This window comes from Epibacterium sp. ABZ3_068, from assembly GCF_056159265.1.
Genome location: NZ_JBSWUV010000001.1, coordinates 2,987,888 through 3,002,565, shown reverse-complemented (window position 1 = coordinate 3,002,565; position 14,678 = coordinate 2,987,888). Strand labels below are relative to the sequence as shown.

The 14,678-nt window shown below is 58.2% G+C and carries 16 protein-coding genes; all 16 read right to left on the bottom strand.

Translation table 11 applies throughout. The features are described 5' to 3' along the window. Positions 1-10: 10 nt before the first annotated feature. Positions 11-1,153 (bottom strand): hydrogenase formation protein HypD, encoded by a 1,143-nt coding sequence (gene hypD / locus ACXAEW_RS14375; RefSeq protein ID WP_474941969.1) that lies wholly within the window; start codon positions 1,151-1,153, stop codon positions 11-13. Then, complete coding sequence (gene hypC, locus ACXAEW_RS14370) at positions 1,150-1,440, bottom strand: HypC/HybG/HupF family hydrogenase formation chaperone (protein WP_474941968.1); 291 nt, start codon at positions 1,438-1,440, stop codon at positions 1,150-1,152. Before hypC (ACXAEW_RS14370) ends, hypD begins: the two co-directional genes overlap by 4 nt. Before the next feature lie 2 nt (positions 1,441-1,442). Then, positions 1,443-2,933 carry a sigma-54-dependent transcriptional regulator gene (locus tag ACXAEW_RS14365; RefSeq protein ID WP_474941967.1) on the bottom strand — a complete coding sequence of 497 codons (1,491 nt, stop codon included), beginning with the start codon at positions 2,931-2,933 and terminating at the stop codon, positions 1,443-1,445. A gap of 3 nt (positions 2,934-2,936) precedes the next feature. Beyond that, positions 2,937-3,797: a hydrogenase nickel incorporation protein HypB gene (gene hypB / locus ACXAEW_RS14360; RefSeq protein ID WP_474941966.1), complete on the bottom strand. Its 861-nt coding sequence runs from the start codon at positions 3,795-3,797 to the stop codon at positions 2,937-2,939. After that, positions 3,797-4,138, bottom strand: a complete 342-nt coding sequence (hypA, locus tag ACXAEW_RS14355) for a hydrogenase maturation nickel metallochaperone HypA (protein ID WP_153214161.1) — start codon at positions 4,136-4,138, stop codon at positions 3,797-3,799. Before hypA ends, hypB begins: the two co-directional genes overlap by 1 nt. Then, positions 4,131-5,018: a hypothetical protein gene (locus ACXAEW_RS14350; RefSeq protein WP_474941965.1), complete on the bottom strand. Its 888-nt coding sequence runs from the start codon at positions 5,016-5,018 to the stop codon at positions 4,131-4,133. The genes hypA and ACXAEW_RS14350 overlap by 8 nt, the downstream gene beginning before the upstream one ends. A gap of 3 nt (positions 5,019-5,021) precedes the next feature. Further along, entirely contained in the window at positions 5,022-5,837 is an 816-nt protein-coding gene (hybE, locus tag ACXAEW_RS14345; protein WP_474941964.1) for a [NiFe]-hydrogenase assembly chaperone HybE, read from the bottom strand. Continuing rightward, positions 5,834-6,673, bottom strand: coding sequence for a hydrogenase expression/formation protein (locus ACXAEW_RS14340; protein ID WP_474941963.1), 840 nt, complete (start codon positions 6,671-6,673; stop codon positions 5,834-5,836). The genes hybE and ACXAEW_RS14340 overlap by 4 nt, the downstream gene beginning before the upstream one ends. 11 nt (positions 6,674-6,684) lie before the next feature. Continuing rightward, entirely contained in the window at positions 6,685-7,068 is a 384-nt protein-coding gene (locus tag ACXAEW_RS14335) for a thioredoxin domain-containing protein (RefSeq protein ID WP_474941962.1), read from the bottom strand. 17 nt (positions 7,069-7,085) lie between these two features. Continuing rightward, on the bottom strand, positions 7,086-7,412 hold the full coding sequence (gene hypC / locus ACXAEW_RS14330) for a HypC/HybG/HupF family hydrogenase formation chaperone (protein WP_474941961.1): 327 nt from the start codon (positions 7,410-7,412) through the stop codon (positions 7,086-7,088). Positions 7,413-7,416: 4 nt separating this feature from the next. Continuing rightward, complete coding sequence (locus ACXAEW_RS14325) at positions 7,417-8,025, bottom strand: HyaD/HybD family hydrogenase maturation endopeptidase (protein ID WP_474941960.1); 609 nt, start codon at positions 8,023-8,025, stop codon at positions 7,417-7,419. Positions 8,026-8,305: 280 nt separating this feature from the next. Continuing rightward, the gene (gene cybH, locus ACXAEW_RS14320; RefSeq protein WP_474941959.1) at positions 8,306-9,082 is read right to left on the bottom strand and encodes a Ni/Fe-hydrogenase, b-type cytochrome subunit; all 777 of its coding nucleotides are present in this window, start codon (positions 9,080-9,082) and stop codon (positions 8,306-8,308) included. A 3-nt stretch (positions 9,083-9,085) separates the two neighbouring features. Further along, positions 9,086-9,274: a hypothetical protein gene (locus ACXAEW_RS14315; protein ID WP_153214169.1), complete on the bottom strand. Its 189-nt coding sequence runs from the start codon at positions 9,272-9,274 to the stop codon at positions 9,086-9,088. Between the two features lie 12 nt (positions 9,275-9,286). Continuing rightward, entirely contained in the window at positions 9,287-11,077 is a 1,791-nt protein-coding gene (locus tag ACXAEW_RS14310) for a nickel-dependent hydrogenase large subunit (protein ID WP_474941958.1), read from the bottom strand. Between the two features lie 3 nt (positions 11,078-11,080). Continuing rightward, positions 11,081-12,175 (bottom strand): hydrogenase small subunit, encoded by a 1,095-nt coding sequence (locus tag ACXAEW_RS14305; protein WP_153214171.1) that lies wholly within the window; start codon positions 12,173-12,175, stop codon positions 11,081-11,083. Between the two features lie 216 nt (positions 12,176-12,391). Then, positions 12,392-14,668, bottom strand: a complete 2,277-nt coding sequence (gene hypF, locus ACXAEW_RS14300) for a carbamoyltransferase HypF (RefSeq protein WP_474941957.1) — start codon at positions 14,666-14,668, stop codon at positions 12,392-12,394. Between the last annotated feature and the right edge of the window lie 10 nt (positions 14,669-14,678).

Genomic DNA, 14,678 nt, shown 5'->3' with positions numbered 1-14,678 from the left:
TGTTGTCCCCTTATTCTGCGGGTTCAACGGCACGGGCGCCGCCGTATTGGTAATAGGCCGCACAGGCCCCTTCGGAGCTGACCATCAGCGCACCCAGCGGCATTTCCGGCGTGCAGCCTTTGCCAAATTGCGGGCACTGAACCGGTTTCATCCGACCCGTCATAACAGATCCGCAGGCGCACCCTTCGGGTTCTGCAACCAGACGGCTTTCTGCGCCATAGCCGATACCGAACTTCTCCTCGGCGTCAAAGGCTGCGTATTTGGGACGGATGCGCAGGCCGCTTTCGTCGATTTCCCCCAACCCCCGCCATTCAAAGGTTGGGCGCGCCTCATAGACATCGGCAATGGCGGCCATTGAAACCGGGTTGCCATCCTCCGGCACCACGCGGGCATATTGGTTCTCCACCTCGGCGCGGCCATCGCGGATCTGTTCCAGGACCATCAACACGGATTGCAGCAGATCAAGCGGTTCGAACCCGGCGACAACAATTGGTTTACCATAGTCTTGAGCAATGAAATCATAAGGATGGGTGCCAATCACCATCGACACATGCCCCGGACCGACAAATCCGTCGAGCACCATATGCGGATCCTGCAACAAGGCCAGAATGGGCGGTGGTACAGTGATATGATTGCAGAAGACCGTGAAATTGGTCAGCCCTTCGCGCGCTGCCTGCTGGATCGACAGCGCCGTGGAGGGTGTCGTGGTTTCAAACCCAAGACCAAAGAAAACAACCTCGCGTTCGGGATTGCGGCGCGCAATTTCCAGCGCATCCAGTGGCGAATAGACCATGCGGATATCCGCTCCGTCCGCCTTGGCCTGCATCAGCGATTTCTTGGTGCCGGGCACCCGCATGGCATCCCCGAAAGTGGTGAAAATCACCTCGGGACGTTCTGCCAGTTCCACACATTCATCCACGCGGCTCATGGGCAGGACACAGACCGGACAGCCGGGGCCGTGGATAAACTCGATCCCGGCAGGGGTCAGCTTGTCCAGCCCATAGCGAAAGATCGCATGGGTATGGCCGCCGCAGATCTCCATAATGTGGACAGGTTGTTCGGCGGTTGCGCCAATGTCTGCCACAACTTTGCTGATCTCATCCAACAGAGCTTTGGCGGCAACCGGATCGCGGAATTCGTCGGCGTATTTCATTGTGTCCCCTCCAAGGCCTTGTCCCCTTCGGCCATGGCCTCCAACGTTTCCTGCGCTTCTCCCAGACCACGTAGGGCTTCCAGCGTCTTGGCGGCTTCCTCCTCGTCAATCTCGCTCATGGCAAAGCCAACATGGATCAACGCCCATTTCCCAACCAGAGCGTCCAGATCACCCAGCGCGATGCAGGCCACATTGACCTCGCGGCGCACTCCAGAGACTTCGGCCATGGCCATCATCCTGGTTTCATCGGTGATGGCTACAATCTGGCCTGGCATCCCAAGGCACATGGCTATTCCTCCTCTTGGTGCTGGGCGCCGCGCTTCTTGTCCGGAGCAGCGATCCCGTATCGGTCAATCTTGGCGCGCAACCCCACCCGGCTGAGGCCAAGTTCATTGGCGGCGCGGCTTTTGTTCCATTTCAGCCGTGTCAGCGTTTCCCGCAGGATACGCATTTCAATCTGCTCCACCCGGTCTTTCAATGTGCCTTCTGACACCAGAACACTGTCCAGCTTCGCGTCACTTTCGCGACCTGTTTCTGGATTGGCTTGCAAAATGTGGCGGCTGATCAGTTCGGGGCCCAGAATGCTGTCCTGCGAGAAGATCAGCATGCGCACCATTTCGTTTTCCAGCTCGCGCAGATTTCCGGGCCAGTCATAGCGTTCCAGAAACCGCAGCGCGTCGTCTGAGAGGCCATGCACCGGCTTGCCATGTTTGGCAGCGGCATCAAACAGGTAGTTCTGCGCCAGAACCGGCAGATCGGCCAGACGGGACCGTAAAGGCGGCATGGTCAGCGCGGTTTTGTTGATCGCATAGTACAGATCCGCCCGGAACCGATCGGCAGCGACCTCCTTGGCCATGTCTTTTTCACAGCCCACAATCAGGCGTACGTCGCTGCGCTCCATCTCTCCACCACCAATGGGGCGGAATTCACCGGTGATTGCAAACCGGGCCATAGAACGCTGCAGACGCGCTGTGAGTTCAGTGAACCCGGTCATATAGAGCGTGCCCTGATCCGCCTTGCGCAGCAGGCCCAGTTTCTGCGTGTTCCGCCCTTGCATACCGCGGCGACGCACGCCAAACAGCTCCTCCTCCAACAGATCCTCATCAACTCCGACGCAGTTGATCGCATAAAACGGCCGATCCGAACGTAACGAGCTGTAATGCATCGCCCGTGCAACCGAAGCCTTGTCTGTTCCCGCTTCCCCATGGATCATCACCGGAACGTCAAAACTGGCAAACTGGCGCGCCTGTTCGATGACACCGTTGACGGGTGAATTGGGCGCACGCAGCACGTTTTCAAAACCCAGACCTTCACGCAGGGCGCGGCGCTGCTCTTCGACCTTGCTTTCTACACTGCGTGAGAGGTAGCGCATCTCCAGCGTCATCTGCGCATTTTCCCGGTTAAGGCGGAACAGATCGGCAGCGTTCTTGGCGCTCATGACCAGATGGTCCGGGTGCCAGGGTTTGGTCAGGAACTGATAGATACCCGCATCATTGATCGCCGCGATAATGTCGTTGGTCTCGGTATAACCGGTGATGATGATCCGCACCGTGTCCGGCCACTGCTCCCGCACTTCGCTGAGGAAAGCGACACCGGACTTCCCCGGCATGCGCTGATCACAGAAGATCACCTGAACAAAATGCTCCTGCATCAGACGTGCCGCGTCATCTGCGTTGGTTGCGGTCAGACAGTCAAAGTCATCCTCAAGCGCCATGCGCATGGAGGCCAGCGAATGTTCCTCATCATCAACCAATAGAACAGTGGGGAGCGTCTCTGACATGGTTTACTCCGCTGCGGCCCGGCCCTGTTTACGTGCCAGACTGCCTTTGAGCCAATTGATCCAATGCTCCATCCCTTCGCCGGTGCGGGCAGACAGGCGGATCACTTCGATACCCGGGTTCACACGACGCAGGTTTTTCTCATAAAGGTCCAGATCCACGTCGCAATAAGGGGCCAGATCGACCTTGTTCAGCAAAGCAATCCGGGATGCGGTGAACATATCCGGGTATTTCAACGGCTTGTCTTCACCTTCGGTGACGCTGATCACCGCGACTTTGCAATCTTCGCCCAGGTCAAAAGCCGCAGGGCAGACCAGATTTCCGACATTTTCGATAAACAGGAACGATTGCTGCGCCAGTTCCAGATGCTCCATGGCATGCCCTACCATATGTCCATCCAGATGACAGCCCTTGCCAGTGTTGACCTGGATCGCAGTGGCACCGGTTGCACGAATACGCTCGGCGTCATTGGCGGTTTGCTGATCACCTTCGATCACGGCCAAGGGTTGATCCCCCAGCATCTCGATCGTTTTGCATAACAAGGTAGTCTTGCCCGACCCTGGCGAGGAGACAAGGTTCACAGCAAAGGCGTCCAACCCTTTCAGCACAGCGCGGTTGGCATCGGCATAGCGGTCGTTTTTGGCCAAGATATCAGTTTCGATCTCGATCAGCCGATCCTGGCTCATGCCTGGTACGGCCACACCCGCAGGACCTTGGCCAAAATGCATGTCATGGCTGTGGCTATGGACATGATCATGGCTGTGGTCGTGCGCGTGGCTGTGCGCCTGGTCCGAGCCGCTGCCATGATCATGATGGTGATGATGCCCTTCAACGCTGGCTGTTCCGCATCCGCAAACGGTACACATCAGTTGACCTCCAAGTCTTTTATTCGCATTTCGTCGCCGCCCATCGGCATCAAGCGGCCTCCGCCGCATTTCGGGCAAGGCGCAAGACGGTCATCAATTTCAACTTCTTGCGCGCAATCATAACACATGGCGCGCCCGGGCAAGTCGAGCATGATCAGCTCCGCCCCTTCGGCCACAGACCCGCGCATCACCACCTCAAAAGCGAATTCAAGCGCGGGCTTTTCAACACCGGCAAAACGGCCAATTTCCACCCGCACGCGTTTGACCTGCGTGATGTTGTGTTGGGTGGCCTGATCCTCGATCACTTGCCGGATCCCCTCACACAGAGACATTTCATGCATGTCTTGCCCCTTCTTTGATAGCCACCGGCTGGCACGGGTCAAAAATATCAATCACGAGCGACGCGCGATGCGCCTTGTGATCCGGAAGATTTGCCAAAGCCTGCTCCAAAACGCCGCCTTGCGCCAGCAAATGATCGGTTGGCGTCACCCGTGTAAAGCCTGTGACCCGCCCCGCAGACTGGCTGGCCCGTACTACAAAAAGACCGCGCGCAGCTGGAACACACACCGAGCGATGACTACAGACGGGCGCAGGCAACAGCTCATTCTCTGTGTTTTCGACGTCGAGTATGCGCCCCACAATCTGCCACAATGGGCCGTGCCCGCGGGTTGCTGCGATATGCTGCATCACCCGGTGATGTGCTGCGCGCGCGGCAACCGTATTGTCCTGCGGCGCATGTGTTTCTGCCGTCTCAATCGAAGTGGGCACAAGGTCGTGATAACAGGCCTCTCCCGGCGCAAAACAGCGGTCAACCGCCTGCAGCAGAAGGGCGGCCGGAGATAGCCCTGTCAAAAACCGCTCGAACGCCTCCGCAGTATCCGGAAACCCGGATGTGCCAACAAAGGAGGCCGACCAACCCGTTGCGACCCCCTCCCCGCGCGGCATCGCCAAAGGTTGCAGACCCAACCGGCCAGGCAACAGGATACCCAGACGAAACTGATGCTCACGCAGGATATCCGCCTGTAACTGCGCTTGCCAATCTTGGGGCAACTCCACGTCCAACGCGAGTTTCACCGCCACCTCCTGCGTCATGCGACACAGGTTAAAGATCCGCGGCACAATCGCCACTGCATCGGCCACAGAACGTCCGATCAAATAGTCCCCAATCGGCGGCGCCGGGGCGATATCAAGATCCGATAGCTGCGGCGTGCGATCCAACATGTCTCAGCTCGCATCACCGGACAGACCTGCGGTCAGCACCTGACGGCGGGTAGCCTCGGCCGGCAGATCGCTTGTGCCCTCTGCTTCGGAGGAGGCGGCGTCTTCTTCAACCTGGCGTTTGGCTTCCAGTTCACCCTCCCGCATTTCGCGGATGTCAGCGGCGCGGTCGGTTTCAGCACGGTGCTCTTCCATAAAGAGCGCCTGCATCACCGCACGCCCCACATCCACCGCTTGTTGCTGTGAACGAAACTCGCCCATTGGTGAAAACAGCGAGCAGGCTTTGTAGCCACCTGTCATCTCCCGCGTGTTGTGAATGAACTCATAGTCCCCGGATTCAAAAGACAGATACTCTTTTGCTCCCGGTGTCAGATCTGACCAATCCTCATCTTCCCCCGGCAGCTGGATCAGGTTCATGAACCACGGAGAGATCAGCACCCCCAAGGGGCGGCCCTTGTGGATCACCCACCCCACGGCTTCCACGTTCAACAGCTTGTTGACCATGGGAACATCCCGCATCTTGGCGTGCCAGACCTCGGTAAAATCCGCAACCAATGCGTCAGTCTTGTTTTTCAGAACCTGCGCCTCACGCACCATATCGGCACCCGGATCATCAGAGACCATGAACTGTTCCTTGGGCGCGTCACAGGTCGGGCATTTCCAATCCTCTGGCAGGGCCAGAAACGCGGTGCCGGGCAGGATCGAACGTGTGTCATCCCCTTCGGCCGGATCATACGGCGTCCAGCAGATTTTGCACTCCATGATCGCCTGGTCGCTGATCTTGTCAGCAGCCCCCATAAAAGAGCCTTCAAAACCGCTCATCGGATCGCCTCCAGCACTTCGATGATGCGTTCGCCGCTGTCGATCAAATCCTCGGGCGCGGCAATCGCAACCTCCGGCATGGCGGTGACCTCATAGGTGTCAAGGATGAGCACATCCATGGAATTATAAAACCGAACCTGCCAGACATGCGGCAACGCCGTTGCCGTAACCCGGCAGTTGCCATAGCCGCGCGACAGGATTTCCACCGCGCCCTGCCCCATGGCCTGTTCCAGCCAGGCCAGATCGTCCTCGGTATGGGGCAGAAGGGTCAGGTTCACCACATGGGTGTCCGTCTCGGGCGTGAAGGCTTTGGACTTGTCTTCCAGTTCCACCAACAAGGGCGGCGCATTGACCACCGATGGGGTGCGCGGTGTCTTTGCGCCGGTGGGCGCACGTTTCGCCGTAAACGCCTCATCCCGTGCGGCGCGTGGAACCGCGCCGACCTCCACCGCATCCACATTTGCTCCGCCCAGCACCCAGACCCCGGCAAACACGCTTTCTTGCACGCCAATTGCGGGGATCGTGCGGATTTTCATGGCCACTTCGCCCTCGCCCAGGGTTTCCGCCATGAGGTCCCGGTTTTCCTTGTCGAGTGTCGACAGATCAAAGGTCTGGTTTTCGCCACCCTGCCCGACCGCAGTTGCAGCCGCGGCGATATCGGCCAAAAGATCCAAGGCAGGTTGCAAATGGCTGGTGTCTTCGACTTCGGGCAGATGCGTCACATAGGAGCTCATGTCCTGCGGCATCTGCAAATACTTCAGCTCGTTGCCGTCCTCTTCGGAAGGTTGTGATCCTGGGCCGTACCCCATAGGGGGCATATGAAAATTGCCAACCATTTTATGGCTCCTTACTGAACGGCTTCGGGTTGCGAGATAATCTGGGTGATGCGCAGAACATATTCGTCCCAGTCACGCACCTTGGGCAGTGCACCGATCATCTTGCCGTCGCGGAAGAAGATCAGGCTGGGCGTTTTCAGAACTTTGGTGTCCTGACGCAGATCGGCCTCGATCGCATCGGCCACCACCGCACAGTCAAATTTGCCCTGAAAGGCCATTTTTAGCTCGGGCAGGATCACCGCCACATCGGCGGTTTCCAGATTGCGCTTTGGGTCGCCCGGCACAAACAAGACATGTACACCCGGGCGACCCACATACGCGGCCAGCGCCTCTTTTTCGGCCAGCAACGGCCAGCCCATCTCATCAGTCAGTCGGTCAATCAAGGGATGTGTCATTTTACGTATTCCTCCGGTCAGCCCACTGTTTTTCCCTGCGCGGCTGCCGCCTGCAGATGGGGTGGTAAACTTGGTGTGCGCGCTTCCAGATCGGCAAAGGCGTTGCCCAGATCGCCCCCCTCCATCAGAGAGCGCAGACCATCCAGCGCGTTTGATATGTTTCCGGCCTCTTCGGCACTGATCACTTCACGCGCAGCCCCCAGGAAGCTGAGCACCCAAGCGCCCTTCTCAAGCGGGCCGGTGAGTGACAGGTCAATGATCTCGACCGGTCTGTCTGCACGTTCGCGTGCCTGCGCCGCAATGCCGTCGACCGAGAGGATCTGCATGGGAATGCCAACACACATCCCCCTAAACCTCACTCGGGAAGAAACGATCGTCGCCGGTGCGGCACGCCTCTGCTGCGTCGGGTCGCCCTTTTTCGTAAGCGCTGCGCTGAATGGAAGGGTCAGCAATCATGCTGTCATCGCCCCGCCCCTTTTCAGCAACCGCGCCCCAGATTGCGAGCTTTTCCAAAGCAATCCTAACAGCCGGTTCGATCTGGGCGGCCACGATGTCCCGCAGACCTCCGCCATAGTCATCCAGTTCTTCGGGCTGGCAGCCGATCAGCGTCAGCGCTTCCGGGCAATATCCCATCAGCTGCGCTGTGGCGATCACGTCCTGAAACCCGGTCTGATGCAGGCTCATCTTCTTGGCGCCCATAAAGCGGGGCACCTCGTCATTTTCGACGATTTTCAAGGTTCCTGGTGCAAGACCGTAATCAATGGCGTCAAACACCAAAAGCGCGTCTGCCTCTTCCAGAAACGGCAAGAGATATAGCCCCTGCGTGCCACCATCCAGAACAGTTACATGGGGCTCGAACTTATAATTCTCGCTCAGATGTTCGACACAGCGAACCCCGAACCCCTCATCCGCCCATAAAACATTGCCGATGCCCATCACCAGGATGCGTAACGCCATATTGGCCTCCTCCAGCGCCGGAAAATTGGTTGCTAACTTTCCGGTTTCCTCTGGAATGAAAGCTATCTGGCTAAGGCATCACAGGACACAGATTTATGGAATACCATTGAATACACTGCAATACATTGATTTTATTCTCATTTAACCAAAAACCCACATTTTCACCTCAGCTTTTGGTGAAAGCCCACCTCTCACTTTGAGCAAAAACCGGAAACCAACAAACCAAAGGGGCGGAACACACTGTCCCGCCCCCTTGATTCGAGCACCGATTTCAACGCAATTACGGGCGGTCGTCCTTGAAGGTCCGAGTGCCCGAGATCATGGTTGAAACCATGGACTGGCGGGACATGATGTCTTCGCGGATTGCCACATAGATGTGGATGATCATAAAGATCAGGATGAACCACATGCCCATATGGTGCAGCGAATGCACAGCCTGGGAATTGCCCACCAGCGTCAGGAACCAGCCTGCCACCATATCAGCAAAACTGCCCCGGCCTGTGCCTTCGGAATAGAGTGCCCAGCCTGAGATGATCATGAAGGTCGATCCCAGCGTGATAAACCCAAACATCGCCAGCTGTGCCAACGGGTTGTGGCCCACGTATTTCTGCGGCTCTTTCTCCAGGAACATATACCAGCGGATCTCAAAATAGATCTCTTTCCACCAGTGTTTGTTAAACAGAGGGATAATGAACAGCTGTTTGGCGTGGTGATTGCCCGCCCAGGCCCAATACATGCGGCCAAAGAAACCCACAGTCATGATCATACCCGCCGCAAAATGGGCAAAGCGGATATAGCCGAACACAAACTGATGGGTCGCCTCGGCGATCTGCATCGACGGCGGCGGCGAGCCAATAAACCAACCGGTCAGGCACAGCACTGTAATCGCCAGCGCATTGACCCAATGCCACAGGCGCACCGGCCATTCGTAGACAAAGACCGAGGTCCGCACCCGCACGCTTTCAATGTCTTCCGCCGTTGCATCCCCCGTCAGTTGGGCCGTTTCCAGCGGCGGCGGACTTTTGGGATTTGGAATATGGATTGTATCCTCTGACATGGATCACTCCTCCTGACGGGAGGCGCGCCATGACTTCAGGATCTGCACCCCAGCCCAGACAATCCCCGCAGCCAAGACGGCCAGAAGGATATGCGCCAATGTGTGGCCGGCGGCCCCCGGCAGCTCTGCGTGGCCCGGATGAGCCAACGCAGGGGTTGCAGCAGTGGCAAGAACAACAGCCAGTTTTTTCATGATCTTCCTCCCTTAGCGCACTTTGACGGTGCTGAGCTCATCGCCATCCGGCGACATGACATGTGTGGAACAGGCCAGGCAGGGGTCGAAACTGTGCAGGGTGCGCAGGATTTCCACCGGCTCTTCCGGACGTTCCATCGGTGTGTTCATCAGCGACGCCTCAAAGGCACCGATATTGCCCTGGGTGTCGCGCGGAGAGCCGTTCCACGTGGTTGGAACCACCGCCTGATAATTCTCGATGCGACCGTCCTTGATCTTGATCCAATGCCCCAACGCACCGCGCGGTGCTTCGGTGACACCCACACCTTTGACCTCTTTGGGCCATGTGGACGGATCCCATTTGGCCACATTGGCCGTATTCTCGTCGCCGTTTTTGATGTTGGTGATCAGCTTGTTCATAAAGTGCGTCATCAAACGGCACTGGTACTCGGATTCCAGCGCCCGCGCCGCCGTCCGCCCCAAGGTGGAGAAGACTGCATCAAACGGCAGATCCATGGTGCGCAGGAAACCATCCACCTGGTTCTTGATATCCTCGTGACCGGCGGCGTAACCGACAATGTAACGCGCCAGCGGTCCCACCTCCATCGGATGCCCACGCCAGCGCGGCGCTTTGATCCAGGAATATTTGCCAGCCTCGTCCAGCTGTTTGATGTTGGTCTTGGTGCCTTTGGCATTGGGACCCAGTTCAAATTTGGGGCTGGTGTCGCCGTCCCAGGGGTGCAGACCTTTGCCCGGCTCCCCATAGGTGTACCAACTGTGATCCACAAACTCCTGAATTTCATCAGGGTTGCGGATGTCCACATCATGCACTTCGTTGAGGTTGCCGTTGATGATCGCACCGCGCGGCAAGTGTAACTGACCGGCAGAGAAGTCATTGGGATGTTCGGGAATATCGCCATAAGACAGCACCGACTGCGAAGAGATACCGCCGCCATAAAGCCAGGATTTATAGAACCCACCAATGGCCTGCACATCCGGGATGTAGACGTTGCGGCAGAAATCCGTGGTCTGTTTGATGATGGATTCAACCAGGTTCAAACGTTCAATGTTGATCGCCCCCACTGCACCGGTGCTGTGAACATTGATCGGGCACGGCACGCCGCCCACCAGCCAATTGGGGTGCGGGTTCTTACCGCCAAAGATCGTGTGGATCTTGACGATCTCTTTCTGCAGATCCAGCGCTTCAAGGTAGTGGGTGGTCGCCATCAGATCCGCTTCGGCAGACAGCTTATAGGCCGGGTTGTCCCAATAGCCGTTTTTGAACAGGCCAAGTTGGCCGGATTCCACGAATTTTTTCAGACGGTTCTGAACATCGCGGAAATACCCCGGCGACGACATCGGATGCGACGGCGACACCGCCTGTTGCAGCTCGGATGTTGCCTTGGGATCCGCGCGCAGTGCGTTGACCGGGTTCACCCAATCGAGCGCGTGCAGGTGGTAGAAATGCACAACGTGGTCGTGGATATGCAACGCCAGCTGCATCAGGTTCCGGATTGAATTGGCATTGTCCGGGATGTCGATTTTCAACGCATCCTCAACCGCACGCACAGACGTCAGCGCATGGGTGCCGGTGCAGACGCCGCAAACACGCTCAGCAAAGGCCCAGGCATCCCGCGGATCGCGCCCCTTCAAGATCACTTCCAACCCGCGCCACATGGTGCCGGTGGAGACTGCGTTGCGGATGACACCGTCTTCATCCACGTTCACTTCGCATCGCATATGGCCTTCGATCCGGGTCACCGGGTCCACAACAATACGGCGGCCGGTATCATCAAGGTCGAAACCATTCGGGGTCGTCGCCATCTATCAGGCCTCCTCTTTTTCAGTTCGGGTTTGGGTTTTACGTTGCGCCGCCTTGAGCGCGGTGACAGCCGCATGCGCCGCGACACCTGCGCCCACCACCCCGGTTGCCGCGATGCCGATCTTGTCCGCGTTTGCCTCGACCCCGAATTGGGTCAGATCGGTCACCCGGTCATAGAAACTGCCCTGATCCCAGAAACCATCCTCAGAACAGCCGATACAGCCATGGCCGGATTGGATCGGGAAAGAGACACCTTCGTTCCAACGCACGGTGGAACAGGCGTTGTATGTGGTCGGGCCTTTGCAGCCCATTTTATAAAGGCAGTAGCCCTTGCGCGCGTTCTCATCGTCCCAGGCTTCGACGAACTGGCCCGCGTCAAAGTGCGGACGGCGGTAGCATTTGTCGTGGATCCGCTGGGAATAGAACATCGCCGGGCGGCCCTGACGGTCCAGTTCGGGCAGACGGTCAAAGGTCAGCATATAGGTGATAACACCGGTCATCACCTCGGCAATCGGCGGGCAGCCCGGAACCTTGATGATCGGCTTGTCGGTGATCACCTTGTGGACCGGAGTCGCCTGGGTCGGGTTCGGCTTGGCCGCCTGCACACAGCCATAAGAGGCGCAGGCCCCCCAGCTGATAATCGCCTTGGCGTCCTTGGCCGCGTGGCGGAGTTTCTCAACAAAGGGCTTGCCACCGGTGATGCAGTACATCCCATCTTCGTTCAAAGGCGGGTTGCCCTCCACGGCGAGGATATAGTTACCCCTGTATTTCTCGATGGTCTCTTCAAAGGCCGCTTCGGCCGCGTGCCCCGCAGCCGCCATCAACGTGTCATCATAATCGAGCGAGATCATCGACAGCACAACATCCTTGGCCAGCGGGTGGGCGGAACGGATGAAGCTTTCAGAACAGCAGGTGCACTCCAAACCGTGCACCCAGATCACCGGTGTGCGCGGCTTGTTTTCCATCGCATGGGCGATTTTGGGCACAAAGGACGGCGACAGGCCAAGGGCTGCTGCCGTCAGCGAACAGTATTTCATGAAGCTGCGGCGGGTAATCCCCTGCCGGCGCATCACGTCGTAAAAGGTCTCAATCTCGCTCAATGCTGGTCCTCCCAAACGCGTCTGGTGTGCGGTGGAATGCGGCTATCGCATTCCGTTGCATACATCAGACCAGCCCAGAGACAGCTAAAGCAATTTCAAATCCAAAAGAGGCACATATGAAATTTTCACATTAAATATCAAGGCACTAGCGGGATAAATCGGTACACCCACCGCAAACGCGCCGGCCAGTGGATAACCGGCTTCCAGAATATCCGGTCAATGGCTTTCCGGCTGTAAAATATGGCGCGCCGCCGCAACCACCGCCTGCCCCAAGGCCAAACCACCATCATTGACGGGGGTTTTGTGATGCAACAAGACATCATATTGATGCAGCGATCCAACCATTAATTCCAGCAACAAAGCGTTCTGAAAACATCCACCTGACAGAACAACCGCCTTGGCCTCTGTCTTGGCTATGGCAGTCGTCACGGCCCCCTCAAAACACCGGGCAAGCCAATGATGAAACGCAAAGGCCAGATCGGCGAGTTCAGCTCCCGCTTTGCGCTTGGTGATCAAATGGCGGATCATTTCCGACGGGTCCAAGGCCCCATCTATCATTGACGTCCCAGGAACCCCAATCGCATGGCCATTGCGACGCAGCCCTGAAGACGCCCGCGCCAGCGCTTCAAGACGCATAGCTGCTTCACCCTCATAGCTCTGACCATCCATACAGAGTCCCAGGATCGCCGCCACCGCATCAAACAGCCGCCCGACGCTGGACGACATCGGCGCATTCACGCCACGCTCTGCCGCCATCCGCGCCATGGCCAACGGCTTGTCCGCGAACAGCTCATCGGCCCAATCGGACAGCCCCGCCTGATCCAGCCGCACCAACGCATTGCGCCAAGGCTCCCGCGCGGCCATATCGCCGCCAATCAACGGCGCCGGCTTCAGCCACGCCCGTCGCTCGAATCCACGATAATCGCCAAGCAAAACCTCCCCTCCCCAAAGCGTCCCGTCGTCACCAAGCCCGGTCCCGTCAAGGATGATCCCGGCCACCTTGCCCCCATCCAAAGGCCAGCCATTCTCAGCCAGACAGGAGGCCAGATGCGCGTGGTGGTGCTGAACACGCTCAAGGTGCAGCCCGTCTTGGCCTGCCCGCGCCTGACCATGTTTGGTGGCGCGATATTCGGGGTGCGAATCGACCGCCACAACCCCGGGGCGATGATCAAACAGATCCGCGTAATCCGCATCTGCCTGCAGGAAAGCGTCATAGGTCAGCGCATCGTCCAACTCTCCCAGATGGTGACCCAACAGCGCCTGGCCCTTTTTGATCAGGCAAATCGCGCCCTTCATCTGCCCGCCAAAGGCGGCAACCTGCGGAGCCTCTCCAAATCCCGGCGGAAGCGGCAAGGTTCCCGGCACCCGCCCACGCGCCCGGCGCAGCACCATGGGCCCCTGCGACGTGATCCGCTCCACACTGTCATCCAGCCGTCGGGCGATCTCTCGATCGTGCATCAGGAACGCATCTGCAAAACCGCCGAGTTTCTCCCGTGCTTCGTCGTTGCCGATCACCTGAGGCTCGCCCGTCAGGTTGCCAGAGGTCATGACCAAGGGGCCATCAAAAGCGTCCAGCAGAAGGTGATGCAGCGGCGTATAGGGCAACATCCACCCCAGCGTCGCCTGCCCCGGCGCAATACCATCGGGCAGTGCAGCGCCAATTTGTTCCAACAAAACGATCGGCGCGGCAGAACTGCAAAGCAGGTCGCGTTCTTGTTCGGTAGGGGCGGCATATTCACAAACCACATCCAGCGCCGCCATCAGGGCAAAGGGCTTGCTGGGCCGGTGCTTCCGGCGGCGCAACAGGTCAATCGCTTCTGCATTGCTGGCGTCCACAGCCAGGTGAAACCCGCCCAAGCCCTTGATGGCCAATACCCGCCCGGCCTTTAGATGGCGCGTGGCTTCTGCGATGGGATCCAAATCGGTTCGCGGCTCGATCCAGAGTTTGGGCCCACACTCCGGGCAGGCGACGGGCTGCGCATGAAACCGTCGATCCACGGGATTCTCATATTCAGACTGGCAAACAGGACACAGCGCAAAAGGGGCCATGGTTGTTTTTTCACGGTCGTAGGGCAAAGCTTGGAGAATAGTGAACCGCGGGCCACAATGGGTGCAATTGGCAAAGGCATAGCCAAACCGCCGCTCTGCGGGGTCACGGATCTCAGCCAGACAGGCCGGACATGTGGCGGCATCGGGGGTCACGCGCGTTTCAGCCCCCGTCCCGGTGGAGGCAGCAATCCGGAAATCAGGGCCAAAATCCCCCTGAAGCGTATGGCTTTCCACCGCATCGACCCGTGCAAGCGGTGGTGCTTCTGCGATCAAAGCGGCCTCGAACCCATCCAGATCTGCGCCGACGGCATTGATCAAGACCCCTTCTGGGTCATTCAACACATGTCCCCGCAGACCCAGACGCCGGGCCAAAGTCCAGACAAAGGGACGAAAGCCAACACCTTGAACCTGTCCCCGCACGCGGATTGAACGTCCGTTCTCCATTCACCCCTCC